This is a genomic window from Mycolicibacterium duvalii (assembly GCF_010726645.1).
GTDB classification, from domain to species: domain Bacteria; phylum Actinomycetota; class Actinomycetes; order Mycobacteriales; family Mycobacteriaceae; genus Mycobacterium; species Mycobacterium duvalii.
Window position 1 is genome coordinate 2,818,929 of sequence record NZ_AP022563.1, and the last position, 25,002, is coordinate 2,843,930.

Sequence of the window (25,002 nt, forward strand, 5' to 3'; positions counted from 1 at the left end):
GTCAGGCCGTGAGGCCGTCCGGTGGTGCGGGTCCGCCGGGCTCGCCGGGATCGTCTACGGGGAGTGCGGCGTCTGACTCAGAGTCGTCGATCGCCTCACCGCCAACGGATCTGGTGGTCGCCTCGGCGTTGTCGCTGAGCCATTCTGGTTCGGGTGGGCGCAGCAGGCGTTCGGGGCGGTGGTAGTTGTTGAGCCGGGCCTGCCCGGTGTCCAGATGGGGTGGGGGGATCCATTCGACGTCGCCGCCGGTGATGCGCGTGGTCCAGCCGTTGGTGTCGACGCTGCGGTTGTCGGGTGGGCAGGCCAGGGCGAGTTCGTCGACGTTGGTGTTGCCGCCGCGGCACCAGTCGGTGTCGTGGTGGACTTGGCAGCCGTAGGCGCCGATGGTGCAGCCGGGTTTGGTGCAGCCGCCGTCGCGGGCGATGAGCATGATCCGCTGGGCCGGGGACGCGGTGCGTCTAGTGCGGAACAGGTCCAGTGCGGAGCCGGTGGCGCGGTCGAACACCGCCAAATAGTGGTGGGCGTGGGAAGCTAGCCGGAGCACCTCGGCGATCGGCAACACGGTGCCGGCGCCGGTGGTGCCGATCCCGGCCCGGGATTCGAGATCTTGCAGCGTGGTGCGGATGATGACCGACACCGGAAGCCCGTTGAGGTGGCCGAGTTCACCGCTCATCAGCACGATGCGTCCGGCGGCGACCATCGCGTCGTGTTGGCGTTGGGCCAGGCTGCGGTGGTCGTTGTCGATCTGGGCTTGGGTCGGCGTGCCGGAGGTGCAGGGTTGGGGGTCGTCGGGGTTGCACATCCCGGGTGCGGCGTATTTGGCGAAAATGACTTCCCACACCGCGCGGGCTTCGGGGGTCCACTCGGCGGTGACCGAAGTCGTTCCGTCGTCGCGCTGCTTGCCCATCGACACCCCGCGTTTGCGGGCGCGTTCGGTGTCGTCGGGTTCGGGCCCGTCCTGGTCGAGCAGGAACAGGGTGAGCGCGGCGGCATCCTGGAGTTCTTTGGGCCCGGCCCCGACCGCGTTGCGCACCAGGTCGAGCTCGAACTTCTCGCGGGTGGTGGTGTCGACGAAGCCGGGCAGCTTGTTGATGGCTTTGCGGATCACCTCGACGTGTTCGTCGTTGATCAGGCCGTGGGCCTGGGCGGCGGCGGTGGCAGGCAGCGCCGGCGGCAGCGCCGGCCCAGTGATCGGCTGGCGCGGCGCGAGCAGCGCGGCCTCGGTCAGCCGGCGGCCGGCCTCGCCGCGCGAGATGCGCCAGCGCACCGAGAGCACTTCTTTCCACGATTTGGCGCCCATCTGCTGCGGGGTGGTCTCGGTCTGCAACCGGCCCAGCAGCCGGTGACGGACCGCGGGCAGCTGACACCCCAGGGTCTCCAACTCGTCGAGCGCGGCCACCAGTTCCGGCCGGGTCAGCAGGTCCAGATCGCAGGCGGCGAGCGCGTCCACGGCGGCGCGTACCGCCGAAACCGCCTCCCGCACAGCCACACCCGACATGACTCGAACATACATTCGGCCCCCGACAAAAACGGGGTCCTCTACCCCGGTGCGGCCGAACCCATCTCGTCGCCGTCGACTAGGTGTCCGACAGGACCCGCAGATCCCCGCGCGACACCGCGGATTCGATGGCGTCACGCACGTTGGTACACCCCCGCAGGAACGTGTCACCGGCCCGCGCCGCAGCTCGGCGCTCCTCGCAGCGCGCCGCGGCCGCGGCATCCCACTGCACGCTCGTCTGCTCCCAACTGCTCTTGCGCACCAGCACGCGCGCCCCGCACGTCCGGCATTCGACCGGTTGCATGGGCGCATCGGCGAGCCGGTTGTCGGGGCGCACGGTCACTTGTTCACACCCACCAGCCTCGGTAGCCGGCCGGCCGCCAGGTTGGCCTCCACCTCCTTCAGCCACGCCTCACGGGGGCGGGTGGTGTCGATCTCGAACTCGAAGCGGTCCACCATGTCCGGCGTGACTTCGGCGGCGTCGACGTAGAACTGTTCGTACCACCGGCGCAGCTGGTAGACGGGCCCGTCCTCCTCGCACAGCAGCGGGTTGTCGATGCGCGCCTTGCGCCGCCAGATCGCCACGTCCTGCTCGAAGCCCATCTTGACGAAATCGCCGAGTGCGATCGCCATCTGCATCGCGGCGTCCTCGGGCAGCGCATCGGACTTCTGCACGGTGATGCCGTATTGCAGCACAAAGGATTCGGCGTCGATCGGATAATGACAGTTCAGCAACACGGTCCGCTGGTCGCCGTGCTCGTAGTGGTAGGTCAGGTCGTCGATCATGAAAGACGGGCCGTAGTAGGACGCCACGGAAGTGGTGCCGAGGATCTTGGCCCCCTCCCCGCCGCCGAGGTCGGGGCGCGCGTCGCTGGTGTAGTACTGCGTGGCGACGTGACCCTCGAAGACGTTCTTGAAGCCGGTGGGCAGTCCGCCGTGGATGTAGAAGAAGTGCGCCATGTCGACGACGTTGTCGATGATCTCGCGGCAGTTGGTGTGCACCACGGTGCTGTACCAGTGCCAGTCGGTCCAGGAGTCGCCGCCGACGCCCTCGATCCGGGGGATCGTCACGTCGGCCGGCGGGGCCTTCTTCTCCGGGTCGTTCCAGACGAACAGCATGCCGTCCTGCTCCATGGTCGGCCACGTCGCGGTGCGCGCGAGCTTGGGCACCCGCCGGCTGTACGGGATCTGTTTGCAGCGGCCATCCCCACCCCACCGCCAGTCGTGGAACGGGCATGCGATCTCATTGCCCTTGACTTCGCCGTCGGACAGGTCGCCACCCATGTGCCGGCAGTACGCATCGAGAACGTTGATCGTGCCGTCCTCAGCGCGGAAGACCACCAGCTTTCCGCCGAAAGCTTCGATGGCGTGCGGCTTTCCGTCACCCAGATCCCGCGTCAAGCCCAGGCAGTGCCAGCCGCGCGCATATCTCGCCGGAGCGGCCTGCGCCTCGATCTGGCGGACGTCTGTGGGGCTGTCGGACTGGAACGAGGTCATCGCCTGCCATCCTCACGTGGTTGCTTGCCGGCGGAGAAACATGTTGTAGCACCGCTCCCGGGCCCGCGGACCCCAGCTGTTCCACTGACCGGGCAGCACTGGGGACGCGCCCAGCCCCTGCACTGCAGAATCTCCCGGTGACGACTCCGCAGAACATCTCCGTCGATCTCCTGGTCGTCGGCTCGGGCACCGGTCTGGCCGCCGCGCTGGCAGCGCACGAACTCGGTCTTTCGGTGCTGGTCGTGGAGAAGACGTCTCTCGTCGGTGGTTCGCTGGCCCGCTCCGGGGGCGCCTTCTGGATGCCGGGCAACTCCATCCTCACCGCGGCAGGGTCCAGCGATACCCAGGACTACGGTCGCACCTACCTCGATGCCGTGGTCGACGGCGACGCGCCCATCGAGCGGGCCCACGCGTTCGTCGAACACGGGCCCGCCACCATCGAGATGCTGTGCCGGACCACGCCGATGAAGTTCCAGTGGGCCAAAGGCTATTCGGATTACCACCCCGAAGCACCCGGCGGCAGCGCGGTCGGCCGCACCTGCGAGTGCCGCCCGTTCGACACCGCGGTCTTGGGTGACGCGCTGGCCCGGCTGCGCCCCGGTGTCATGGAGTCCGATTTCCCGATGCCGGTGACAGGTGCCGACTACCGGTGGCTGAACCTGATGGTCCGGGTGCCGCGAAAGTCCTGGCCGCGCATCCTGCTGCGCGCGGCGCAGGGCATCGGTGGCCTGGCGATGCGCCGCCGTTACGCCGCCGGCGGCCAGGCCCTGGCCGCGGGACTGTTCGCCGGGGTGCTGGACGCGCGCATACCGGTGTGGACCGACGCTCCGGTCGTCGACCTGCTCACCGAAGAGGGACGGGTGACCGGCGCGATCGTCGCTCGAGACGGTGTGAAGACCCAGATTTCGGCACGGCGCGGCGTGGTGCTGGCGGCCGGTGGCTTCGATCACCTGATGAGCTGGCGGCACAAGTTCCAGTCCGAACGTCTCGGCGAGCATCTGAGCCTCGGCGGCGAGGGCAACACCGGCGATGGCATTCGCCTCGGGCAGGATCTGGGTGCGGACACCGCCCTGATGGACCAAGCCTGGTGGTTTCCGGCTTTCGCGCCGCTGCCCGGCGGGGAACCCACCGTGATGCTGGCCGAGAGGTCGCTTCCCGGCTGCCTGCTGGTCGAGCAGACCGGGCAGCGTTTCATCAACGAGGCGACCGATTACATGACCTTCGGTCAGGAACTGCTGCGCCGCGAGCAGGCCGGCGACCCGGTCGAGGCCATGTGGATGGTGTTCGACCAGCGCTACCGCAACAGTTATCTGATGGCGGCGGAACTGTTTCCGCGGATGCCGATTCCGCAGTCATGGTATGACGCCGGCATCGCCCACCGCAGCGATGATCTTGACGGTCTGGCGGCGCGCATCGGTGCGTCGCCACAGACTCTCCTGGCCACGATCAGTCGCTTCAACGACCTGGCTAGATCCGGAGTCGACGACGACTTCGGCCGCGGGGCCAGTGCCTACGACCGCTACTACGGCGACCCGACCGTCACCCCCAACCCGAACCTGCGTCCACTGGAGAAAGGCCCCTACTACGCGGTGCAGGTGGTGCTGAGCGACCTCGGCACCTGCGGCGGTCTGCGCGCGGACACCCGGGGCCGGGTCCTGCGCGAGGACGGCCCGCCGATCGAAGGTCTGTACGCGATCGGCAACACCGCGGCCAATGCTTTCGGCAAGTCGTACCCCGGAGCGGGCGCGACCATCGGACAGGGTTTCGTGTTCGGCTATATCGCTGCCCGGCATGCCGCCGGCAGACTCCCCTAACCCGTGGAGTCCGACGAATCCTCGGCGGCGATGCGCCGCTCGACCTCGTGCCAGTACTCCGGCATCGGAAATTGCACGCCCTCGGGCCCGGTCTCGCCGAACGCCTCCTCGACGGCGTCGAGCTCTTTGATCATCTGCAGCGCGAGATCGCGTTCGGCGGCGTAGTACTGCTCCGACCACCGCAGCGCCAGGCGCGCATACGACCACGAGGGTTGCTCGGCGGTCCACCGCACCTCGGTGGCTGCAGCGCGCTGCAACTGCTCTGCGTATGCCGCGTGCTCAGTGAGGATTTCCCGGAGGCGGCCCGGCTGGAGCAGGTGACCGAGCATCACCCGCAGCAGCGGATTGTGTTTGAGCGTCGGCGGTTCCACCGGCTCCTCGTTGGCCCAGCGGGTCACGGCCGCCATGCCCTTCTCGGTGAGCTTGTACATTCTGCGGTTGCGGATACCGGCGTCGACGCGCGAACTGACGAGCTCCAGCCGCTCCAACCGCTTGAGCTCGGAATAGATCTGACTGTAGGCCGGGCTCGAATAGAAGAATCGGATCGCCCAGTTGATCCACTTCTTGATGTCGTAACCCGACAGTTCCTCGCCGCCGGAAAGCATGCCGAGCAACGCCCACCCCGTGGGTGAGACATTGAGCTCCCGGGGAGCCTGCTCGGCGCTTTCCGTCACCGGCCAAGGCTAGCAACGCCGGTCACCGCCCGTCTCGCCACTACCGCTGACCGGGAACCGTCGTTGCGCTCGACGAGCCCGATGACGGACAGTAACCGCGAGAACTGCACCGACGTCGACTGCAGGAGGGCGATGACTGCCACCGGATTCGATTCAGAGGTCGACGTCGTCGTCGCCGGGTCCGGAGGCGGGGTTGCGGGGGCCTACACCGCAGCCCGGGAGGGTCTTTCGGTGCTGTTGGTGGAAGCCACCGACAGGTTCGGTGGCACGACAGCCTATTCCGGCGGGGGCGGCATGTGGTTCCCCTGCAATCCAGTACTCCAGCGCGCGGGAACCGACGACACCATCGAGGCAGCGCTGACGTACTTCCACGCCGTCGTCGGCGACCGCACCCCCCGGGATCTGCAGGACGCCTACGTGCGCGGTGGCGCCGATCTGATCGCCTACCTCGAGCAGGATTCAGCCTTCGAGTTCACCGTCTTTCCCTGGCCCGATTACTACGGCTCGGCGCCCGGCGCGCGCAACGACGGGTACCGGCACACCGTCGCGCTACCGCTGCCCGACAGCGCACTGGGCGAGTACGCGGGGTTGGTGCGCGGGCCGCTCGACACCGAGCGGCTCGGTACCCCCGCCCCCGATCTGCTGGTCGGTGGGCGCGCCCTGGTCGGCAGGTTCCTCGCCGCGATGTCGCGGAATCCGCAGGTCGAGTGTTGGCGCAACGCTCCGCTGGTGGAACTGATCCTCGAGAACGCCCGTGTGGTGGGCGCGGTGATCGACCACGACGGCACTCCGGTCCGGGTCCGGGCGCGACGTGGGGTGCTGCTGGCCAGTGGCGGCTTCGAACAGAACGCCGACATGCGCGCGCACTACCGGGTCCCCGGCAGCGCCCGCGACACCATGGGCGGCCCGGGCAGCACCGGCGGTGCCCATCGCGCGGCCATCGCCGCCGGCGCCGACGTCGACCTGATGGATCAGGCCTGGTGGTCTCCTGGGATGACGCATCCCGACGGGCGCTCGGCGTTCGCACTGTGGTTCACCGGCGGCATCTTCGTCAACCAGGACGGCCGCCGCTTCGCCAATGAATCGGCCCCCTATGACCGGCTTGGCCGCGAGGCGATCCGCCAGATCGAGCAGGGCACAATGCGTTTGCCGTTCTGGATGGTCTACGACAGCCGCGCCGGAGACCTCCCGCCGGTCGGCGCGACCAACGTGTCGATGGTCGAACCGGCGCAGTATCGGCAGAATGGGCTGTGGCACACCGCCGACACCCTCGCCGGGCTCGCCGAAGCGATCGGCGTTCCGGCCGTCGAGTTGCAGGCGACCGTCGAGCGATTCAACACGCTGGCCGCGGCCGGTGTCGACGAGGACTTCAACCGCGGCGCCGAGGCCTATGACCGAACCTTCACCGACGGTGGATCACCGCTGGTGCCGATCGACACCCCGCCCTACCACGCGGCCGCGTTCGGCTTGTCGGATCTGGGGACCAAAGGCGGACTGCGCACCGACGCGCGCGCCCGGGTCCTGACCGCCGACGGCACACCGATCGCCGGCTTGTACGCGGCGGGCAACACGATGGCCGCCGTCTCGGGCACGACCTATCCCGGCGGGGGCAACCCGATCGGCGCATCGTTGCTGTTCAGCCACCTGGCAGCGCTGGACATGGCCACCCAGGACCGCTCCGAGTGACCGCAGCACCCGACCCTGACGACGCCCGTCGCACCGAGGAGCTGTACGGACCGCTGACCGAGTCGCTGCGCCGGCTGGTCGACGTGACCATCCGCAGCGACGCCGACGAACCCGACGTCGTGCGGGCGCGCCAGCTTATCGAGGAGGCCGCCGAGTTGCTCGGCAGCCACGTGCACCCCGACCCGTACCCGGTGCGGCGCACCGTCGACGGGCGATTTCTGACCTGGGGCAACGTGGCGATCGGGCTGCGCAACGCGATCGCTCCGCCGCTGAAGGTCCGTCGGGTCGAGAACGGTCGGGTGACAACGGATCTCGTGTTGGGTGCGGCCTACGAGGGTCCGGTCGGACACGTCCACGGCGGGGTCTGCGCGCTGATACTCGACCACATCCTCGGCGCGACCGCGCATCGCCCGGACGCGCCGGCCTTCACGGGCACCCTGACGGTCCGCTACGTGGCGCCCACCCGCCTGGGAGCCCTGCGCGCCGAGGCGTGGGTCGACCGCGAGGAGGGCATCAAGACGTTCGCGGCGGGCCGCATCACCGATGCGAACGGGACGGTGACCGTCGAAGCCGAAGGGATCTTCATCCGGCCCCGAGTCCGCGGCGGCTGAGCGTCACACCGGGTCGAACCCCGACACCAGCCATCTGTCGTCGACCCTGGTCAGGTTGACGATGACGCTGCTGGCCGTTAGCGCCGGTTCCGGCCGATCGGCGCTGGTCGTCTCCTGATGCAGGAACACCAGCACCGTGGCGTGGTCGGAGTGCACCTCCATCGCTGCGGCGTCGACCACGCGGGCGCTGCCCCGAACTCCGTGGTCTCGAGCGGCGGGCCCGACCACGTCGGCGGTGAACCTTCCGTAATACGTCGCGAAGTCGCCCGTCATCACCGACTTCGCGGCGGCGAGATCCTCCTCGATGGTGTCCGGGGCGTAGGACAGCAGCGTTGCGGTCGCGCTCGAGGCTGCCGCCACGGCCGACCGCTCCGCGGCAGGACCGCTCGCGCGGTCGACGCGGTACTGCGTCAGGTACACCGCGACCAGCACTGCCGCCGACGCGACCACCACTGCCGCGAGCGCCAGCGCGCGCCCCCGCACGGCGGTCACGACAGGAACTCCACGCTCGACATCTTGATGCGGTCCCCGTCTCGGCGCAGGTCGACCGAAAGCCGCCAACTGCGCGGCGGTTCGGCCACGCCCTCGGCGTCGGTCACCGTCGACGTCGCGGCGACCAGAACGACCGCCGAGTCATCGTCGACGGACTTGACCGCAGCCGCATCCGCCGTCGCCTTCGTGGTCACCTTCGCGTCCTGACTGACCCTCACAAAATCGTCTGCAGCGCTAGCGAATTCGGCACGAAACGGGTCGACCGCGTTGTCCAGTATGCGCTGCACGCCGGACTCAGGGTCGTCGGCGTCGACCGACATCAGGGTGATCGCGACCTGTTTGGCCGCGGCGGCGAACTCGGCGCGGTTCTGCCGGTCGGCCTGCACCTGCTGATGAGACCACGCGAGATAGCCACTCGCGGCCGCCATCGCCGCCGCGCTCAGCAGCGCGACGATCGTGACGATCAGCCGCCGACGTGGCCGGCGGCGGGCCTCAGTCGTCACCAATGCCTGATTGAGCACAGCGCACCTTTCGGTCCGTCGCCGGTGCCCACGATGACGCCGTCGACCGTCAATTGGCACCGGAAGCCCGGTTCGACCGGTTCCCGGCCGCTGGTCGCCGACACCATCGCCCACCGCTGCGGATCGGTGAGTGCGACGGTCCGCACCCACGGTCTGTCGGGGCCGATGTCGACGCGCGCCTTCGGGCTGTACAGGTACGGGTTGTGGCTGTAGTCGGCCCAGGTCGGCGGATCGACCTCGCGATAGTAGATGTCGGCAGTGACGGGATGGTCGGTGATGACCGTGTAGGTGACCTGTCGCGGCCCGTCGGCGCGGGCGGGGGCGACGGGCGCGAGGACCGTCACGGCGCCGATCAGCACGACGAGGGCTCTACTCGTCATCGCCGCGGTCCCAGCGTGGGGCGCCGTTGTTGGATTGGCAACTCAGGAACAGTCCGTCCGGGGCCTGGGCGACCCAGTTCTCGTACCCGGCGCAGCTCGCACCGAACTCCTTGACCCCCGCCATCGACGGCGAACGGAAGTAGCGGGGCTCGTAGCGGCGCGGTGATCCGCAGAACACCAACCGCCCCCAGGAGGTGGTACCGAACACGTGGTAGGCCGTGTCGGCGCACGGGGCGCCGAGGACGACGCCGCCCGTGATGTTCGGGGTGCAGCCGGGGCCGTCGCAGGACGCGGGCTGCGCGGAAGCGGGCACAGCGTGCATCAGCCCTGCCGCCAGCGACGCGGCCACGACGACGACTTCCCTTGCGCACGCCGCACAGCCTGACATCCGGAAACGCCTGTCGCACCCACGCAGTCCGCTCAGCGGACACTGCGCCGTGGCCCCGTCCCCGTCGGTGTTAACGTCCGCTGCCCAGACATGCCGCAGCTCGTTCGGAGGTACAGTCATGAATCACGGCGCCGCGGTGATGAATGGTGTTGCAGCGATCGTGGTGTGCGGCACCGTGTGCGGTGTGCCGTCCGCCACGGCGGGCCCGGACTGGGGCCTCAACGGCACCTACATCGCCATCTCCAACGGCGAGTGGGCCCGCAAGAACGAGGTCTTCTACGACCAGGCGAGTCTGCGCAGCACGTGGACCGTCCGCACCCAGTGCAGTTACCCGGGTGAGTGCACCGGCACCGTCGACAGCGAGTGGGGCTGGAGCGCACCGATCTACCAGCGCAGCGGTGTCTGGTACGTCAAGCACACCGTGGAGAACTGGATTCCCTGTCCGGACGGCACCTCGGCGCCGGGCCTGCAGGTGTTCCGGTTCAAGCCGATGACCCCGGAGGGCGGCACGGCCGACCCGACCTCGGACACGCTGGTCGGTGAGGACATCACCACCGGTGTCAGCGGCGCCTGCGGTGTGAGCAAGCCGGTCTACATCAACATGCCGTTCAAGTTGGTCAAGTCCGGCTGAGCCCTACCGGGGCAGCAGGTCCTCCCAAGTCTGCGGCGTCGCCGCTCCCAGGTCCGTTTGAGTGAACACCCCACCGTCGGGCGTCGCGTACTGCCCCGTCTCCGGGTTGTAGGTCGCGAAGGCCACCGGTGAATCACCCTCGGGCGCGGTCGAACTGCTGGGGGCGACGGGGGTGGCTCCTCCGCTTGGCAGCGCCGCGGGGCCGGGAGGGGCCGGCGGCGTGCCTTCGGTCGGGCCGAAGATCTGCTCACCGAAGTCGATGCGGTCGTCCGGTGGAACGCCCTGAGCCAGCAGTGCGGGATCGATCGGATACGGCCCCAGCACATGCTGGCGCATCGCCAGCGGCTCGAACGGCCGGTCACTCTCGCAGATCTCGACGGTGGGCGCCCGCTTACCCGGTTGCTCGATGCACGGGAAATTCCTGGTGCCGCGCACGCCGATCGGCGAGTCCTGCGGAAGCTTGCAGTACAACCCGTCGGGGGTGTCGACATCGGTCAGGTCGGCCGGCGAGCGCCACGACGACGGGGGCAGGAACCCCACGGAGCACGCGGGCGGATCCCCCAGGGTGAGGCTGAACTCCGACAGGGCCATGCCCGTCGGATTGTTCAGCGAGGAACCGTAGGACTGCGTCGCGGCCAGATACGGCGGCAACAGCACCAGCAGCTGCTCCAGCGACGGGTGGTAGGCCACCCCGACCTGCCCGACGCTGGTCAGGTTGGCCAGCAGCACAGGCAGAGTCGGTTTGATCTCGTTGAGCAGCCGGGATGTTTCGTCGGCGGCGCCCGGTGCGGTCTGCAGGATGGTCCGCACCTGTTCGTCGTCGGCGGCGACCTGACGGCTGATCCCGGCCACGCTGCGCGCCCAGGTGGTGATGGCGTCGGCTGTGGCGGCTTGGCCGTCGAGCAGCGGACGGCTGTCGTCGATCAGGGTGCGGGTCTGCGCTGCAGCGGCGTTGGCGTCGCCGGCCAGCCGGGCCGACGAGTCGAACAGTGACCCCAGCTCGTGGCCGGTTCCGTTGAGCGCGATGAAGGATTCGTCGAGCAGTCCGCGCAGAGAACCCTTCGGGATGCTCTCGACGAGCGCACTCATCTGTTCCAGCATCGGGCCGACGGCTTGCGGAATCGACGATTCATCGCCGGTGATCACCGCACCGTCGACCAGATAGGGCCCGCTGTCCGACCGCGGTTCCAGATCGACGTACTGTTCGCCGACGGCGGACACGCTGCGCACGGTGGCCGTGAGGTCGGCCGGGATCTTCGGTGAGGTCTTCAGCGACATGGTCACGGTGGCACCGTCACGGGTCGGGCGGACCTCGGTGACCTTGCCGACCTCGACGCCGCGGTACGTCACGTTCGAAAACTCGTACAGGCCGCCGGTTCTGGGCAGATGCAAGGTCACCGCGATACGCCCGAAGCCGAGCAGTACCGGAGCCTGCAGATAGACCAGCACCATCGCCCCCACCCCGACCACCGACGCGATGGTGAAGACGATCAACTGGATCCGGACGAACCTGGTCAGCATCAGTTGCCGCCTTCTGCGGGTGCGGGCTCGGCCGGCGCTTCGACCAGCGGCGGCATGGTCGCCACCTGGTCGGGAACCGGTGTCACCGGAGCCATCAGCGGATCACGCGTGTAGGTGGAGTACCACGGATCGCCCGGGGCCGGCACCAGCGAGGCTCCCGGCTCTCCCCAGCGCGTGCCGAGGAAGATGCCGCTCTTGAGCCGCGAGATGGTGAAGTCGAACACGATGAACTGGTTCATGTAGTCGCCCCGGATTCCGCGGTCGATGAACTCCTGGGTGTAGGGGTAGGTCGGCAGGAAGGACAGCGCGGTTGCCAGATCCGGTCCGACGTCGGCCAGCGCGCGCACGGTCGGCTCGAGATTGCGCAGGTTGGTCACGATGTCGCCCTGCGTCTCATCGATCAACTGCGTTGCGGTGTCACTGAATTCGCCGAGCCGCTGCATCGCGGTGACGATCTGCGGCCGCTGGCGGTCGAGCACGTCGAGAGCCTCCGGGATTCTGCGCAGCGCCGCGGTCAAGGTGTCGCGCTGCCCGGCGAACGTCTCGGACAGGCGGTGCAGCGCCCGGACCGTGGTGAGGATGTTCTCGCGCTGCCGGTCCAAAATGCCCACGACGTCGTTCATCCGGGTGATCAGGCTGCGAACCTGATCCTGCCGGCCGTCGAGGGCTGCGTTGAAGTTTTCGATGATGTCGCCGATCTGGGTCAACCCGCCACCGTTGACCACCACCGACAACGACGACAGCGTCTGCTCGGTGGACGGGTAGGTCGACGTCTTCTGCAGCGGCACCAGCGCTCCGGGCTGCAACCGGCCCGTCGGCTCTTCGCCGACCGGCGGGTCCAGCGCCACGTGCATCGAACCGAGCAGGCTGGTCTGTCCGACGGTCGCGACCGCGTTGGCCGGGACCACCACGTCGGGCTGCACCGACACGTCGACCTCGGCGTGCCAGTCGGTCACCGTCATCCGGCCGACCGCACCGACCACGACGTCGTTGACCATCACGGGCGAGTTCGATTCCAACGTGCCGACATTGGCCAGTCGTAGGTGATAGACGACGGCGTCCGACCCGGTGCCGACCGTGCCCGGCAGCGGCAGCGAGTTCAACCCGTCGAACGAGCATCCGGTCACCGTCACGGCTACGCAGCCGCCCACCGCCAGCCACCGCTGCAGGGCGCGCGCGCACAATCGCGTCATCCCTGCGGTCCTTCCGGTGCGGAGGGTGCCGCCTCGGCCGGCAGCAACATGTCGCCGATGCTCGACGGGGCGGGTTGAGCCGGCGGCACCCCGGGCGGGACCGGCGCCCCCGGGTACAGCGCCGGATGCGGGTTGGCCGGCAGACCGTGCGGTGCATAGGCGCCCGGCGGGTGCGGCGGATCGGACCAGCCCGGCGGGGGTGGCACGTCGCCGGCACCGGTGTATGCGGACACCGCCGGCGGAGTCTCGGCGGGCGCGGCCGGCGTCCCGCCACCCCCCGGCGCCAGGCCCGGCTCGGAGTAGATCACGTTCTGCGGCGCCGGTCCCATGTACGCGTTGAACGGCAACGGCAGGTAGTTGAAGTTCATCAACCGCAGGGCGGGCCCGAGGTACTGCGCGCAGGCCTTGCCCGATTCCTCGGCGGTGGCGTTCTCGACAGCGGCGATTGCCGAGCAGATCGCGGTCACCGGGTTGGCGAAGTTGTTCAGTGCGAAAGAACCTCGGGGCCCGCCGGTGTCGGGGTTGTAGATGTTGTAGCCGTTGACCAACGCGTTGGGTGCGGCGTGCAGGATGTTCTTGAGCACCATGGTGTCGTCGGCGAGCACCTGGGTGACGTTGGTCAGCCGCTGCACCTGCTCGACGGTCTGGTCGCGCGACCCGGCGACGAAGCGCTGCACCTCGCCGACCGCCTCGGACAGCGCGGTGAGCGCGGAGTCGAGGTCGCTGCGACTGCCGTCGATGACGCTGGTGACGTCGGCCAGCCGGTCCTGGAAAGCCACGATCTGGGTGTTGCTGTCGCGCAGCGCGGTGACGAACGTCTGCAGATGTTGCAGCACCGCGACGATGTCGCCGCTGCCCTCGCCGAGGATCCGTCCCACCCCGGAGAGCTGGGCGATGGTCTCGCGCAGCTTGTCCCCGTTGCCGGCCATCGCGTCGGCGGTGGTGTCGATGAAGCGCCCGAGGGAGGTTTCCGATACGCCGCTGCCGGGGCCCAGCTCGGTGGCCAGACGGGTGAGCTGTTCTTTGATCTGGTCCCACTCGACGGGTACCGCGGTGCGGTCCTGGCCGATCTCGTCGCCGTCGGCCATCGTCGGTCCGCTGGTTTCCGGGCTGGTCCCCCAGGCCGGCGTCAGCTGCACATAGCGCGCGGACACCAGGTTGGGCGCGACGATGATCGCTTCGGCGTCGGCGGGGATCGGCACGTCGCGGTCCACGGACAGCGTCATCCTGGTGCGCGTGCCCTGCGGTTCGATTGCGTCGATCGTGCCGACCCGAACTCCGGCGACGCGAACCTCGTCGCCGGCGTAGATCGCCGTGGCCGAGCGGAAGTAGGCCACGATCGTGATGGGGCTGAGGAACTTCTCATAGACGACGACACCGATGCCGGCCACGGCGAGCACGGCCAGGCCGGTCGATAGCAGTGTGCGGGTGATGGTTCGGCTCATCGCGATCCCCCGGGGATTCCGTTGTACGGGAACGGGAACTCGGCGCGCGGGCCGGCGTTGTCCGGTGGCTGTCCGGCGTCGACACCGCGGCGGAAGCCCAGCGCATAATCCAGGAAGGGCTGAATTGCGGGGCCGGGCAGCAGGTTCGACGCGAACCCGTTGTAGAAGAATCCGTTGTTGACGGCCTCGCCCTGCGTGACCTGATACTTCGCCAGGCCTTTCAGCGACGCGGTGATGTTGTCACGGTTGCGTTCGAGCATCTCGGCCACCGTGTTGAGCTGCTGCAGGGTCGGGGCGAGCTCCTGCTCGTTGTCGGCGACCATGCCGGTCAGCTGCTGTGCCACCGCCGTCGTGCTGGCCAGCAGGTTCACGATCGCGTAGCGGCGCTCCCGCAGCACCGCGAGCAGGTCGTTGGCGTTCAGCAGCAGCGCGTTGACCTGCGCACTGCGTTCGGAGAGCACCCCGGTGACATCGGCCGCGGCCGCCAACAGGCTGCTCAGCGATTCGTTGCGACTGTTGAGTGATTTCGACAGTCGGCTCACCCCGTCGAATGTCGGCCCGAGTTGCGGAGCGATGCGTGCGATGGTGTCCGACAGCGTGTCCAGCGACTGGTTGATCGCGGCGGTGTCGGTCTGCGCGGTGTTCGAGGTGAACTCCCCCACCGCGTCGGTCAGCGAGTACGGGGATCCGGTCCGGGACAGCGGGATCACCCCCATCGCGCCGAGACTGCCGCTGCCGGCCGGTTCGAGCACCAGTACCCGCTCACCCAGCACGGTGGCGATTCCGATGCTGGCCGTGGTGTCGCGGCCCAACCGCACGCCACTGTGCACGGCGAACGTCGTCACGGCCCGGCCCCGGTCGAGTGCGACGTCGGAGACGGTGCCGACGGTGACGCCCGAGACCTTGACCTCGTTGCCCGCCGACAGCCCGCCGGCCTCGGCGAACACGGCCTGGTAGCGCACCGACGTCGCCATCGACCACAGCCGTTGGGGCTGCAGGCCGACGACGATGACCAGCACGATGAGGACGACGCCGAGGAAGCCGGCGCGCACGAGTGTGGAACCGCGGTATTTGTGCATCAGGGCTCGGCGCACCTTCCGGTGTTCTGGATGACCCACGGGAAGTGGGCGGTCCGGCCCTGCAGGTCGGACACGCGGATCGACACACCGCAGATGTAGAGGTTCAGCCAGCTTCCGTAGGACCCCAGCCGGACCAACTTGCGGTAGTTCTTCGGTGTCTTCTGCAGCGCGAGGTCCAATCGGGCCAGATCGGTTTCGTTCGACAGCAGCGGAGCCAGCCGGGTGAGCTCATCGACCGTGCCCGCCAGCGGAGGCCGCGCCTCGGTCAGCAGCCCGGCCAGCGATGCGGTGCCGTCGTCCAGCGCGGTGATGGCTTCTCCGATGGAGTCGCGGTCCTCGGCGAGGCCGGTTGCCAGCCGTTCGAGCCGGTCGATCGCGCCGGAGAACTGCTCGCCGTTCTCGGCGACGGTGGTGATGGTGTCGTTGAGGGTCTCGATGAGCTGCTCGACGGTCTGGCCGTTGTCGGCCAGGGCGTTGGTGAACGACGAGGTTCTGGCGAAGAGCGACTCGAGGTCGCCGCCTTGGCCCTGCAGGACCTGGATCAGCGAGCTGGTCAGCGCGTTGACGTCGTCGGGGTTGAGGCCCTGGATCACCGGTTTGAGGCCGCCGAGCAGCAGGTTGAGGTCCAACGCCGGCTCAGTACGGTCGGCGCCGATGCGGGTGCCCGGTTGCTGGATCGTCGCCGGGCCGGGTTCGTCGAGCAGTTCGAGGTAACGGTCGCCGACGAGGTTGAGGTAGCGCACGGCGACGCGGGTGCTCTCGGTGAGCCGGATGGTGTCGTCGGCGTCGAAGTCGACCACCACGGTGTTGTCCTCGAGGAGTTCCACACCTCGAACGGTCCCGATGCGAATTCCGGCGACGCGCACCGAATCACCGCTCTGCACACTGGATGCGTCGGTGAACACCGCGGAGTACCGGTGGGTGGAACCGGACCGGTACTCGCCGAAGATCACGAACAACCCGGCGGTCAGCAGCACCATCGTGATCCCGAAGGCTCCGAACTTCAGCGCGGATCTGCTCACGGTGCTCATCCGGGCTGACCGATCTGGGCGCTGTTTCGGGGCGGTCCGTCGATGGGCCCGAACAGCAGCTGTTTGAGTCCATCGGAGTTGAGCACGATGCCCTGGTTGCCGTACTGCGCGGGGTTGGCGTTGACATCGGTGATCACGAACGGTGGATGTTTCTGGAACGGGACCTTCGGCAGGTCGGTGCACTGGGGGCCGCCTTTGGCCGCCACCTTGGGCAGGTTCTGCGGGTATCGGTAGCGCTCCTGGCCGAAGACGATGGTCTGCAGCAGCAGTCCACCGGGAACCGGCGTGCCCGGGGCCTTGGCGAGTTGCACGGCGCCGCCCAGGCCGCAGTTGAGCGCCTCATGGTACTGGTTGAGCAGGTCGGTGGTTGGGACCAGGAGTTTCATCACCTCGGTGATCTGCTGCCTGTTACCTCCCACTACCTGGATTCCGGTGTCCGACAGTCCGATCACGCCGACCAGCAGGCGGTCGAGATCGTCCTGTTCGTCGACGACGGTCCGGCTGATCGTGGTGGCCGCGTCGAGCGTGTCAATGAGTTCGGGAGCCACGTCGGCGTAGGTCCCGATGACGGTCGGCGCGATCGCGAGTTCATGCTCCATGGCCGGAAGGCTCGGCTCGATCGTGGCCAGGAAACCGTCGACATCGGCCAGCATCTGCCCGATCTGCTCGCCCCGGCCGTCGACGGCGGTGGCCAGCGCGCCCAGGGTCTGGTTGAGCTTGGCCGGCTCGATCGTGGCCAGCACCGCGGAGAGCTGCTCGAAGACGGTGTTGATCTCGACGGTGACGTGCTCGGCGGTCAACACCTGTCCGGCGCGCAGCGAGCCGGCCGACGGTGTGGCGGGCGGCACCAGCTCGACGGATTTCGACCCGAACACTGTCGTCGAGCCGATGTCGACGGTCACGTCGGACGGGATGATATCCAGGTAGGCGGGGTCCATCGCGAGGTGGATCGCCGCGCGGCCGTCCGGCAGCGATTCGATGGACTGTACTGAACCTACCTGGGCGCCATGCAATTTCACCTTCGCGTCGGGGTTCATCACCAGCCCGGCCCGCTGCGAGAGCACTGTGACCGGGACCGTCGCGGTGAAGCTGCCGCGGAACAGGCCAACCGCCAGCGCGATCACCGCCAGCACCGCCAGCACACTGGCCAGGCCGATCCACGTCCGCCGCTCACCGAACTTCGCCGCCATCAGATCCCTAACCCGACAGGTTGAAGTTGCCGTTGGAGCCGTAGATGGACAGTGACACCAGCAGGGTCACCGAGATGACCACGATCAGCGAGGTGCGCACCGCGTTGCCGACCGCCACCCCGACGCCGGAGGGGCCGCCGCTGGCGAAGTAGCCGAAGTAGGTGTGCACCAACAGGATCGCGATCGCCATCAGGATCGCTTGCAGGAACGACCACAGCAAGTCGATCGGGTTCAGGAAGGTGGTGAAGTAGTGGTTGTACAGCCCGGCCGACTGGCCGAACAGCACCACGGTGGTCAGCTTGCTCGCCACGAAGGACAGGATGACGGCGATCGAGTACAGCGGGGTGATCGCAATCATCCCCGCCACGATGCGGGTGCTGACCAGGTACTCGACCGGTCGGATGCCCATCGTCTCCAGCGCGTCGATCTCCTCGTTGATGCGCATGGCGCCCAGCTGGGCGGTGACCCCGGCACCGAACGTCGCGGCCAGGCCGATGCCGGCGACCACCGGCGCGGAGATCCGCACGTTGATGAACGCGGCCAGGAAGCCGGTCAGCGCTTCGATCCCGATGTCGCCGAGCGAACTGTAGCCCTGGACCGCGAGCGTGCCGCCGGCGGCCAGAGTGAGGAAGCCGACGATGACGACCGTTCCGCCGATCATCGCCAGAGTGCCTGCCCCCATGCTGATCTCGGCGATCAACCGGAGGATCTCGCGTCGGTAGTGCACCGCGGCGTGCGGGACACCGGCCAGGGCGCGGCCGTAGAACGACGTGTGGTCACCGATCCGGCCGAGAGCATCGAGCGGACGACCGGCCTGCTGGGCCAGCCGTGGGTGCAGCGCGCGTACCGCCATCATGCCGTCATCCGGATGCCGATCGCGGTCACGACCACGTTGATCACGAACAAGGCCATGAATGCGTACACCACGGTCTCGTTGACCGCATTGCCGACCGCCATTGCGCCGCCACCGGTGATGCTCAACCCCCGGTAGCAGGCGACCAGGCCGGCGATCAGCCCGAACAGCGCGGCCTTGATACACGAGATGACCACCTCACCGACGCCGGTGAGCAGCGTGATGCCCGCGGCGAACGCGCCCGGGTTGACGTCTTGGATGAACACCGAGAATCCATAACCACCAAGGATTCCGATGATCACCACCAGGCTGTTGAGCAGTAGCGCGACCACGCCGGACGCGAGCATGCGCGGCGTCACGAGCCGTTGCACCGGGTTGATGCCGAGCACCTCGAGCGCGTCGATCTCCTCGCGGATGGAGCGCGACCCCAGGTCGGCGCACATCGCGGTGGCGCCGGCGCCGGCGACGATCAGCACGGTGACCATCGGCCCGACCTGGGTGACGGCACCGAACGCGGCACCCGCACCGGACAGATCGGCCGCGCCGAGCTCGCGCAGCAGGATGTTGAGGGTGAAGCTGACCAGCACCGTGAACGGGATGGCCACCAGCAGCGTGGGCATCAGTGACACCCGCGCCACGAACCAGGACTGCTCGACGAACTCCTTGACCTGAAACGGCCTTCGGAACAGAAACTTCACCGCGTCGGCCGACATCGACAGCAGCCCACCGACGCCCTGCATCGGCCCGGCGACGCCGGCGCCCAGTGCTGGGATCCCGGAGGACCAGTGGTCTGCGGCCTTGTTCACCATGTGCCGCCGCACCCTTCTCCGATGACTGACTCGAAATGCGCCGCCGCGGCGGCGAGACACACGTTGACACCTGACCGTGGCGCAGCACACACTGCGTCCCATCCACCGGGAAGCGCCCGGCGGGCCACATTCGGCCTCGTCGAACATCGTCGCTGCCCGACCGATCGACAAGGAGTTGTGCATGACCGCACCGTCGGCGCAGGCGCCGCATCTCTCGCGCTACACGGATCGGCGCGTGCTGATCACCGGCGCGGGGTCGGGCATCGGCCAGGCCTGCGTGCTGCGCATCCTCGCCGAGGGCGGCCGCGTGGTGGCCGCCGACATCAGTCCTGACGGCCTGGCCGACACCCTGGACAGGGCCGGTAAGCACGGCGCGAGACTGTCGACGGTGGTGATGGACGTCGGCGACGAGGGCTCGGTGCGATCCGGCGTGGCTGAGGCGCTGGCGACACTCGACGGTTTGGACACGCTGGTCAACGCCGCAGGCATCCTGCGCTCGGCACACCTGGCCCAGACCACGCTGGCCGATTTCGAGCAGGTGTTGCGCATCAACCTGATCGGGACGTTCCTGGTGACCCGGGAGGCCATTGCGGCGCTGCACGAAGGTGAGGGTCCGGCTGTGGTGAACTTCAGCTCCACCTCGGCGCACTTCGCGCACCCGTACATGGCGGCCTACGCAGCGTCCAAGGGCGGCGTGCTGGCCATGACCCACGCCTGGGCGCTGGAGTTCGCCAAGGCCGGGATACGCTTCAATTGCGTTCAGCCGGGATCCATCTCGTCAGGTATGACCGACGGCAGCGGATCGTCTCGGCAGAGCGTCGGGCCTGGGCTGCCCGAGGACGCCGACTACTCGTTGTTCGGCAAGGTGGCGCCGATGCTGCCGCTACCCGGCGGCGCGATCTTCGCCGGCCCGGACGCGGTCGCCGGGGTGGTCGCGATGCTGGGCAGTCCGGATGCATTCTTCATCACCGGGACGGAGGTCCGCATTGATGGCGGTGCGCATATGTAGCGTGGCGGTGCTGGCCGCAGCGTCTCTGATCGCGGCTCCGACCGCCCAGGCGGAGCCGTTCTTCGCGAACTACTCGCTGAACGTCGGTGGTCGCTACGACTTCCACACCTGGACATGGTCGGTGACGCACTGCATCCCAGCTGCGGCTGACTGCGCGCACATCCAAGCCATCCCGATGCCGATTGCGAAGGCCTTCGAGTACCAGGGTGACGCCCGACTGGCTGACGGCCGCTATACGCTGACCGTCGATGTGCCCGACGGATTACGCTGCGGCAACGTGTATTACGGGCCGATCATCCCGACCCGCGACGTGTACTCCTGGGATGCGGCCACTCTGCACGGAACGCTGACGTCGTCGTTCGCGACCGGCTGCGACGGCGCCCCGGGCGGGGTGTTGAACTATCCGTTCACGCTGGTTCGTCTGTGATCGCTTGACCGGCGACACCGGCGGTCAGCAACGCGTGCGCAGCCGGGTTGCCGTCGAGCAGCCGGCTGGTGCGCGCGGTGATCTGCCACTGACCGCCGACCCGCCGCAGCTGGAAGTGGTTGGCCGCTGCGCGCCACACGACGTATCCAGGGCCGGGTAATCCGTCTGCGGTCGAGGTCTTTTCGCGCGCCGCATACCCGTCGGCGGCGCGCAGCACCACCAGCGACTCGCACACTGCGACCGCGTCGTCGCCCCGCACCGTGATCACCGCCGGGCCCAGAAAGTGACAGCAGCCGTGGTCGACGAGCCGACGGTGGTTGTCCGAGCGCACCATCGCGTCGACGTCCCCGCGCCCCGTCATTCTCCAGCCTTCGACGTCGTAGATGCCGTCGCTGCTCCACAATGCCGCTGCTCCGGCCGCATCCGCGGCGTCCACGCGCGGACCGTAGGTCGCGATCAGGCGCGCGATGTCGCGTTCGTCCTCGACCGCGGTCAGCCGTCGCTCCAGCTGATGCAGGCGGGCTTCCAGGGCATTGAGATCAGCGGGCATCGTCACTCTCCGTTCGTCATCTCAGAGTTCGCCGGCGAGGGCGCGCAACGCCGAGAGCTGCTCGCAGTAGTGGTCGGCCGACGTCGCGACCAACGAGCACGTGACGGCGGTGGCGCCGGCCTCGCGCAACCGTCTCAGCCGCTTCAGGCACTCCGACGGTGCGCGCGGGTCGACGGGGCCGGTCGGCAACGCGACGACGAATCCGTCGGGAACATCTACCGCGGCCAGCATCTCGGCGACTTCGGATGCCCGCAGCCCGAACGGCATCCAGCCGTCGGCAAGCTCGACCGCGCGTCGTAGCGAACAACGGCTGCGTCCGCCCACCCAGATCGGCACCCGGGCTTGCACGGCGTGTGGCTCGACCACCATTGCGTCGAAGCGGTAGAACTCGCCGTGGTAGACCGGTTCGGGCTCGCACAACGACGCGCGCAATGCCCGGATCGCGTCGTCGGCCCGCGCGCCGCGGTCGCCCCACGGCGCGCCGAGCATCTCGAATTCGGGTTGTAGCGAACCGACTCCGACCCCGAGCACCAGCCGGCCGCCGCTGACCCGGTCGAGAGTGCCGTAGCGCTTCGCGATCGCCAGCGGGTGGTGGTATCCGAGCACCAGCACGGAGGTTGCCAGCCGGATCCGTTTCGTCCGGGCGGCCAGGAAGCCGAGCGTGGCCAGCGGATCCCAGTACACCGCACCGCGGACGCCGACGTCGGCGGCCGGCACCGCCACGTGTTCCGAGCAGGTCAGGTAGTCGAACCCGAGGCGGTCGGCAGTCTGGGCGATGCGCGCGATGTCCTCGATGTCGGCGCCTGCCTCCCACGAACTGGCGGTCGCCGGTGTTTGCACCACGACGGGTGTCGACAGTCCGATCAGCACCGTTCTGTTATATGTCACTGCCGACGATGTTGTTAGATGGCCTCATGACTTCAGGCAGTACCCGAACGGTGGACATCGCTAAGTACGGGCCCTGGGCGGTCATCGCCGGCGGATCGGAGGGCGTGGGCGCGGAGTTCGCGGCGGCGCTCGCCGAGGACGGGTTCAACCTCGTCCTGATCGCCCGCAAGCCCGACCCGCTCGAGCAGACCGCCGACCGATGCCGGCAGCTCGGCGCCGAGGTCCGCACGCTGGCGCTGGATCTGCTGCGCGCCGACGCGACGTCGCTCATCGCCGAGGCGACCTCCGACGTGGAGGTCGGACTGTTCGTATACAACGCGGGCGCCAGCACCTGCAACGAGCGGTTCCTCGACGCCGAGCTCAGCGAGTTCTCCAAGGTCATTGATCTGAACACCACCCGAATGCTGGAGCTGACCCAGCATTTCGGCCGTCGCATGGTTTCCATGAAACGGGGCGGCATCATCCTGGTCGGATCACTGTCCGGTTACATGGGCGCCGAACGGCACTCGGTGTACGCGGGTGTCAAAGCATTCAGCCGGGTGTTCGCCGAGAGCCTCTGGCTCGAGTTGCGCGACGACAACGTCGACGTGCTCGAGCTGGTGCTCGGCGTGACGCGCACCCCGGCGATGCAGCGTGCGGGGCTGAATTTCGACGTGCCGGGGATGATCATCAACGACCCGGCGGACGTGGCCCGCGAGGGCCTGCGCCACCTCGCCGACGGCCCGGTCTGCGTCGCGGGCGGCAACGCCGCCCAGGCGGCGCGCAGCAGCGGCCCCGACCGCGCGGCCGTCGTCCTCGGCTCCCACGAAGCGATCAAGCGACTCACCGGCCGCGCGTGATTTCGGCGTGATTCTCGACGCTCAGCGATCGTCATCACGCCGAAACCGCGTCGAGCTCAGACCGTCTCGGGAAGCCGGGCCCCGGTGGCCAACTCGGCGTATTGGCGCATCAGCCGCAGTGCGGTCGGACGGTCGATCGCGGGGTCGCGCGCGACGATGCGGTAGCCGAAGTAGTCCTCCATCGACATCAGCGTCATCGCGATGTCCGCGGCCGGGTTGGCCAGCGTGAAGGCGCCGGCATCGGCGCCGGCGTCGAGCAGGTCCCGGTAGAGGCCGACCTGACGGTGATAGATGCCCTGTACGTCGCTGCGCTGATCGAGTTCGAATCCCGCGGCCAGCACCGCCCGCCAGATGGCGCGCCACTCGGCGTCCTCCGGCCCGGTCGGCAGGCCCGCGGCGATGGTCACCGCCAGTTGCGCCGGCGGATCACCGGCCTCGGCCGCCAGCCGCCGACGCTCGTCGTAAAAGCGGATGTCCGAACGCAGCGCCAGCTCGGACAGCAGCGCGGACATGTCCTTGAAGTAGTAGCGCACCGCGTTGGTCGTCAGCCCGAGCTCGACGGCCACATCGGCAAGCTTGAGGGTGGCCAGGTCGTGGCGCTCGATGAGCGCGATCGCGGCGTCCATGATGTCGCCGCGCCGCTCCACCTGCCGATTCGGCCGCGCCATATCGTGGTCACCTCCTCCGCACCCCGCATTGGTGTGAACTTATTCTGCCGTTCCGGTTGCGCTGGGGATCACACGGGCGCATAGTTCTTTTCCACTAAGGAAAACAACTATACGGAATGAGTAGAAGCTGTGCGTGCCAGAGACCTCGGCATCGTGATCGGCGACCATCCCACCGGGCCGGTCAACGCCATCACCGACGTGGCCGGTGTGCGGGTGGGGCACACCACCCTCGACGCCGACGGGCCGCCGGCCGTGCACACCGGCGTGACCGTCGTCGTCCCGCACGACGACATCTGGACCGAACCGGTGTTCGCCGGTTCGCACCGGCTCAACGGCAGCGGTGAGCTCACCGGTCTGGAGTGGATCCGCGAGTCCGGCGAGCTGACCACCGCGATCGGCCTCACCAACACCCACAGTGTCGGCGTCGTCCGCGACGAACTGGTGGCTGCCCAGGTGCGTGCCCGCGGCGACGGCCTGTACTGGTCGCTACCAGTGGTCGGCGAGACCTACGACGGGCTGCTCAACGACATCAACGGTTTTCACGTCCGGCCCGAGCACGTGCGCTCCGCGCTGGAAACCGCCTCGGACGCGCGTCCCGCCGAAGGCAACGTCGGCGGCGGGACCGGCATGATCTGCCACGGCTTCAAGGGCGGCATCGGCACCTCGTCACGGGTCACCGCCACCGCGTCCGGCCGCTACACGGTCGGCGTGCTGGTGCAGGCCAATCACGGCCGGCGGGAACGCCTGCGCATCAACGGTGTCCCGGTCGGCGAACGGATCGGACCGAACGCGGTGCCGTTGCCCGACCTGCCCGCACGCTATGAGCCGGGCTCAGGCTCGATCATCGTCATCGTCGCCACCGACGCCCCGCTGCTCCCCCACCAATGCACCCGGCTGGCCCAGCGGGCCGCACTCGCGGTGGGACGGCTCGGCGGGACCGGCGAGCAGTACAGCGGTGACCTGATGCTGGCGTTCTCGACCGGCAATCGCGGCATCCCGGCCTACGCCTGGGACGAGGACCCCACCGCGGCCCAGCCCGAGGTCGCGGTGCGCATGGTCGCCCCGCAACTGATGACCCGGCTGTTCGACCTGACCATCGAGGCGACCGAGGAGGCCATCGTCAACGCGATGGTCGCCGCAACCACCATGACCGGGCGACACGGTTTCACCGCCCATGCATTGGACCACGTCCTGCTCCGGCAGGCGCTGCGCGTCAATACCCCACCACCTCAGGAGATCTCGTGACCACTGCATCCACCCGGAGCGAGAGTCGGCGCCTCACCGGGCATCTCGGGCCCGTCGGGATCG

General features: G+C 68.5%; 27 protein-coding genes. 8 read left to right on the forward strand and 19 right to left on the reverse strand.

The features are described 5' to 3' along the window. Window position 1 precedes the first annotated feature (1 nt). From G6N31_RS13245 to G6N31_RS13255, 3 genes are all read right to left on the reverse strand, one after another. Window positions 2–1,513, reverse strand: a complete 1,512-nt coding sequence (locus tag G6N31_RS13245; protein ID WP_163722163.1) for an HNH endonuclease signature motif containing protein — start codon at window positions 1,511–1,513, stop codon at window positions 2–4. 64 nt (window positions 1,514–1,577) lie between these two features. Next, window positions 1,578–1,841 carry a hypothetical protein gene (locus tag G6N31_RS13250; RefSeq protein ID WP_098004125.1) on the reverse strand — a complete coding sequence of 88 codons (264 nt, stop codon included), beginning with the start codon at window positions 1,839–1,841 and terminating at the stop codon, window positions 1,578–1,580. After that, window positions 1,838–2,995 (reverse strand): 3-ketosteroid-9-alpha-monooxygenase, oxygenase component, encoded by a 1,158-nt coding sequence (locus tag G6N31_RS13255; RefSeq protein ID WP_098004124.1) that lies wholly within the window; start codon window positions 2,993–2,995, stop codon window positions 1,838–1,840. The genes G6N31_RS13250 and G6N31_RS13255 overlap by 4 nt, the downstream gene beginning before the upstream one ends. A gap of 137 nt (window positions 2,996–3,132) precedes the next feature. On the opposite strand from G6N31_RS13255, the gene G6N31_RS13260 reads away from it, so the two are divergent. Then, entirely contained in the window at window positions 3,133–4,809 is a 1,677-nt protein-coding gene (locus G6N31_RS13260) for a 3-ketosteroid-delta-1-dehydrogenase (protein WP_098004123.1), read from the forward strand. Here the strand turns inward: G6N31_RS13260 and G6N31_RS13265 are convergent. Beyond that, a complete protein-coding gene (locus tag G6N31_RS13265) occupies window positions 4,806–5,414 on the reverse strand; it encodes a PadR family transcriptional regulator (protein ID WP_276057502.1) in 609 nt (202 codons plus the stop codon). The two genes, G6N31_RS13260 and G6N31_RS13265, sit on opposite strands and share 4 nt — an antisense overlap. Window positions 5,415–5,615: 201 nt before the next feature. On the opposite strand from G6N31_RS13265, the gene G6N31_RS13270 reads away from it, so the two are divergent. Together G6N31_RS13270 and G6N31_RS13275 are read left to right on the forward strand one after the other, a co-directional pair. After that, window positions 5,616–7,169 carry an FAD-binding protein gene (locus tag G6N31_RS13270; protein ID WP_098004121.1) on the forward strand — a complete coding sequence of 518 codons (1,554 nt, stop codon included), beginning with the start codon at window positions 5,616–5,618 and terminating at the stop codon, window positions 7,167–7,169. Continuing rightward, a complete protein-coding gene (locus G6N31_RS13275) occupies window positions 7,166–7,780 on the forward strand; it encodes a hotdog domain-containing protein (protein WP_098004120.1) in 615 nt (204 codons plus the stop codon). Before G6N31_RS13270 ends, G6N31_RS13275 begins: the two co-directional genes overlap by 4 nt. A 3-nt stretch (window positions 7,781–7,783) precedes the next feature. Here the strand turns inward: G6N31_RS13275 and G6N31_RS13280 are convergent, their stop codons facing one another. Genes G6N31_RS13280 through G6N31_RS13295 form a run of 4 tightly spaced genes read right to left on the reverse strand, consistent with a single transcriptional unit; the run spans window position 7,784 to window position 9,561 of the window. Beyond that, complete coding sequence (locus tag G6N31_RS13280) at window positions 7,784–8,272, reverse strand: hypothetical protein (RefSeq protein WP_098004119.1); 489 nt, start codon at window positions 8,270–8,272, stop codon at window positions 7,784–7,786. After that, window positions 8,269–8,775, reverse strand: a complete 507-nt coding sequence (locus G6N31_RS13285) for an Rv1363c family protein (RefSeq protein ID WP_234815360.1) — start codon at window positions 8,773–8,775, stop codon at window positions 8,269–8,271. The genes G6N31_RS13280 and G6N31_RS13285 overlap by 4 nt, the downstream gene beginning before the upstream one ends. After that, a complete protein-coding gene (locus G6N31_RS13290; RefSeq protein ID WP_098004117.1) occupies window positions 8,772–9,173 on the reverse strand; it encodes an Rv2576c family protein in 402 nt (133 codons plus the stop codon). The genes G6N31_RS13285 and G6N31_RS13290 overlap by 4 nt, the downstream gene beginning before the upstream one ends. Continuing rightward, entirely contained in the window at window positions 9,163–9,561 is a 399-nt protein-coding gene (locus tag G6N31_RS13295; RefSeq protein WP_098004116.1) for a hypothetical protein, read from the reverse strand. The genes G6N31_RS13290 and G6N31_RS13295 overlap by 11 nt, the downstream gene beginning before the upstream one ends. 139 nt (window positions 9,562–9,700) lie before the next feature. Here G6N31_RS13295 and G6N31_RS13300 point away from each other — a divergent pair, with 139 nt between their 5' ends. Continuing rightward, a complete protein-coding gene (locus tag G6N31_RS13300; RefSeq protein WP_234815361.1) occupies window positions 9,701–10,192 on the forward strand; it encodes an Rv2253/PknI dimerization domain-containing protein in 492 nt (163 codons plus the stop codon). A gap of 3 nt (window positions 10,193–10,195) precedes the next feature. On the opposite strand, the gene G6N31_RS13305 is transcribed toward G6N31_RS13300, so the two are convergent. The 8 genes from G6N31_RS13305 to G6N31_RS13340 are packed head-to-tail and all read right to left on the reverse strand — an operon-like array spanning window position 10,196 to window position 19,313. Then, window positions 10,196–11,713 carry an MCE family protein gene (locus G6N31_RS13305; RefSeq protein WP_098004114.1) on the reverse strand — a complete coding sequence of 506 codons (1,518 nt, stop codon included), beginning with the start codon at window positions 11,711–11,713 and terminating at the stop codon, window positions 10,196–10,198. Further along, a complete protein-coding gene (locus tag G6N31_RS13310) occupies window positions 11,713–12,906 on the reverse strand; it encodes an MCE family protein (protein WP_098004113.1) in 1,194 nt (397 codons plus the stop codon). The genes G6N31_RS13305 and G6N31_RS13310 overlap by 1 nt, the downstream gene beginning before the upstream one ends. Then, window positions 12,903–14,351, reverse strand: coding sequence for an MCE family protein (locus tag G6N31_RS13315; protein ID WP_098004112.1), 1,449 nt, complete (start codon window positions 14,349–14,351; stop codon window positions 12,903–12,905). Before G6N31_RS13315 ends, G6N31_RS13310 begins: the two co-directional genes overlap by 4 nt. Continuing rightward, window positions 14,348–15,430, reverse strand: a complete 1,083-nt coding sequence (locus G6N31_RS13320) for an MCE family protein (RefSeq protein WP_098004135.1) — start codon at window positions 15,428–15,430, stop codon at window positions 14,348–14,350. The genes G6N31_RS13315 and G6N31_RS13320 overlap by 4 nt, the downstream gene beginning before the upstream one ends. Then, entirely contained in the window at window positions 15,430–16,461 is a 1,032-nt protein-coding gene (locus G6N31_RS13325) for an MCE family protein (protein WP_098004111.1), read from the reverse strand. Before G6N31_RS13325 ends, G6N31_RS13320 begins: the two co-directional genes overlap by 1 nt. Next, window positions 16,458–17,651, reverse strand: a complete 1,194-nt coding sequence (locus tag G6N31_RS13330; RefSeq protein ID WP_098004110.1) for an MCE family protein — start codon at window positions 17,649–17,651, stop codon at window positions 16,458–16,460. Before G6N31_RS13330 ends, G6N31_RS13325 begins: the two co-directional genes overlap by 4 nt. A 7-nt stretch (window positions 17,652–17,658) precedes the next feature. Then, complete coding sequence (locus G6N31_RS13335; protein ID WP_098004109.1) at window positions 17,659–18,504, reverse strand: MlaE family ABC transporter permease; 846 nt, start codon at window positions 18,502–18,504, stop codon at window positions 17,659–17,661. Further along, complete coding sequence (locus G6N31_RS13340; protein WP_098004108.1) at window positions 18,504–19,313, reverse strand: MlaE family ABC transporter permease; 810 nt, start codon at window positions 19,311–19,313, stop codon at window positions 18,504–18,506. Before G6N31_RS13340 ends, G6N31_RS13335 begins: the two co-directional genes overlap by 1 nt. A 181-nt stretch (window positions 19,314–19,494) precedes the next feature. Between G6N31_RS13340 and G6N31_RS13345 the strand changes: the two genes are divergently transcribed. Together G6N31_RS13345 and G6N31_RS13350 are read left to right on the forward strand one after the other, a co-directional pair. Further along, the gene (locus G6N31_RS13345) at window positions 19,495–20,322 is read left to right on the forward strand and encodes an SDR family NAD(P)-dependent oxidoreductase (RefSeq protein WP_098004134.1); all 828 of its coding nucleotides are present in this window, start codon (window positions 19,495–19,497) and stop codon (window positions 20,320–20,322) included. Next, window positions 20,303–20,749 carry a hypothetical protein gene (locus G6N31_RS13350; protein ID WP_098004107.1) on the forward strand — a complete coding sequence of 149 codons (447 nt, stop codon included), beginning with the start codon at window positions 20,303–20,305 and terminating at the stop codon, window positions 20,747–20,749. The genes G6N31_RS13345 and G6N31_RS13350 overlap by 20 nt, the downstream gene beginning before the upstream one ends. Here the strand turns inward: G6N31_RS13350 and G6N31_RS13355 are convergent. Beyond that, window positions 20,730–21,299 (reverse strand): nuclear transport factor 2 family protein, encoded by a 570-nt coding sequence (locus tag G6N31_RS13355; RefSeq protein ID WP_098004106.1) that lies wholly within the window; start codon window positions 21,297–21,299, stop codon window positions 20,730–20,732. The genes G6N31_RS13350 and G6N31_RS13355 overlap by 20 nt on opposite strands. Before the next feature lie 21 nt (window positions 21,300–21,320). After that, entirely contained in the window at window positions 21,321–22,169 is an 849-nt protein-coding gene (locus G6N31_RS13360; protein ID WP_098004105.1) for an LLM class F420-dependent oxidoreductase, read from the reverse strand. Window positions 22,170–22,237: 68 nt separating this feature from the next. On the opposite strand from G6N31_RS13360, the gene G6N31_RS13365 reads away from it, so the two are divergent. Further along, window positions 22,238–23,026, forward strand: coding sequence for an SDR family NAD(P)-dependent oxidoreductase (locus tag G6N31_RS13365; protein WP_234815359.1), 789 nt, complete (start codon window positions 22,238–22,240; stop codon window positions 23,024–23,026). Window positions 23,027–23,082: 56 nt separating this feature from the next. Here the strand turns inward: G6N31_RS13365 and G6N31_RS13370 are convergent, their stop codons facing one another. After that, window positions 23,083–23,694, reverse strand: a complete 612-nt coding sequence (locus G6N31_RS13370) for a TetR family transcriptional regulator (RefSeq protein WP_098004103.1) — start codon at window positions 23,692–23,694, stop codon at window positions 23,083–23,085. Window positions 23,695–23,823: 129 nt separating this feature from the next. On the opposite strand from G6N31_RS13370, the gene G6N31_RS13375 reads away from it, so the two are divergent. After that, window positions 23,824–24,939: a DmpA family aminopeptidase gene (locus G6N31_RS13375; protein ID WP_098004102.1), complete on the forward strand. Its 1,116-nt coding sequence runs from the start codon at window positions 23,824–23,826 to the stop codon at window positions 24,937–24,939. Window positions 24,940–25,002 lie beyond the last annotated feature (63 nt).

Excerpts from the sequence above, each read along its gene's own strand:
- G6N31_RS13320 (WP_098004135.1), bottom strand. The coding sequence starts at position 15,430 with ATGCACAAATACCGCGGTTCCACACTCGTGCGCGCCGGCTTCCTCGGC.
- G6N31_RS13310 (WP_098004113.1), bottom strand. The coding sequence starts at position 12,906 with ATGACGCGATTGTGCGCGCGCGCCCTGCAGCGGTGGCTGGCGGTGGGC.
- G6N31_RS13305 (WP_098004114.1), bottom strand. The coding sequence starts at position 11,713 with ATGCTGACCAGGTTCGTCCGGATCCAGTTGATCGTCTTCACCATCGCG.
- G6N31_RS13345 (WP_098004134.1), top strand. The coding sequence starts at position 19,495 with ATGACCGCACCGTCGGCGCAGGCGCCGCATCTCTCGCGCTACACGGAT.
- G6N31_RS13290 (WP_098004117.1), bottom strand. The coding sequence starts at position 9,173 with ATGACGAGTAGAGCCCTCGTCGTGCTGATCGGCGCCGTGACGGTCCTC.
- G6N31_RS13270 (WP_098004121.1), top strand. The coding sequence starts at position 5,616 with ATGACTGCCACCGGATTCGATTCAGAGGTCGACGTCGTCGTCGCCGGG.
- G6N31_RS13245 (WP_163722163.1), bottom strand. The coding sequence starts at position 1,513 with ATGTATGTTCGAGTCATGTCGGGTGTGGCTGTGCGGGAGGCGGTTTCG.
- G6N31_RS13265 (WP_276057502.1), bottom strand. The coding sequence starts at position 5,414 with ATGCTTTCCGGCGGCGAGGAACTGTCGGGTTACGACATCAAGAAGTGG.
- G6N31_RS13295 (WP_098004116.1), bottom strand. The coding sequence starts at position 9,561 with ATGTCAGGCTGTGCGGCGTGCGCAAGGGAAGTCGTCGTCGTGGCCGCG.
- G6N31_RS13300 (WP_234815361.1), top strand. The coding sequence starts at position 9,701 with ATGAATGGTGTTGCAGCGATCGTGGTGTGCGGCACCGTGTGCGGTGTG.
- G6N31_RS13340 (WP_098004108.1), bottom strand. The coding sequence starts at position 19,313 with ATGGTGAACAAGGCCGCAGACCACTGGTCCTCCGGGATCCCAGCACTG.
- G6N31_RS13355 (WP_098004106.1), bottom strand. The coding sequence starts at position 21,299 with ATGCCCGCTGATCTCAATGCCCTGGAAGCCCGCCTGCATCAGCTGGAG.
- G6N31_RS13330 (WP_098004110.1), bottom strand. The coding sequence starts at position 17,651 with ATGGCGGCGAAGTTCGGTGAGCGGCGGACGTGGATCGGCCTGGCCAGT.
- G6N31_RS13350 (WP_098004107.1), top strand. The coding sequence starts at position 20,303 with ATGGCGGTGCGCATATGTAGCGTGGCGGTGCTGGCCGCAGCGTCTCTG.
- G6N31_RS13370 (WP_098004103.1), bottom strand. The coding sequence starts at position 23,694 with ATGGCGCGGCCGAATCGGCAGGTGGAGCGGCGCGGCGACATCATGGAC.
- G6N31_RS13255 (WP_098004124.1), bottom strand. The coding sequence starts at position 2,995 with ATGACCTCGTTCCAGTCCGACAGCCCCACAGACGTCCGCCAGATCGAG.
- G6N31_RS13335 (WP_098004109.1), bottom strand. The coding sequence starts at position 18,504 with ATGGCGGTACGCGCGCTGCACCCACGGCTGGCCCAGCAGGCCGGTCGT.
- G6N31_RS13315 (WP_098004112.1), bottom strand. The coding sequence starts at position 14,351 with ATGAGCCGAACCATCACCCGCACACTGCTATCGACCGGCCTGGCCGTG.
- G6N31_RS13325 (WP_098004111.1), bottom strand. The coding sequence starts at position 16,461 with ATGAGCACCGTGAGCAGATCCGCGCTGAAGTTCGGAGCCTTCGGGATC.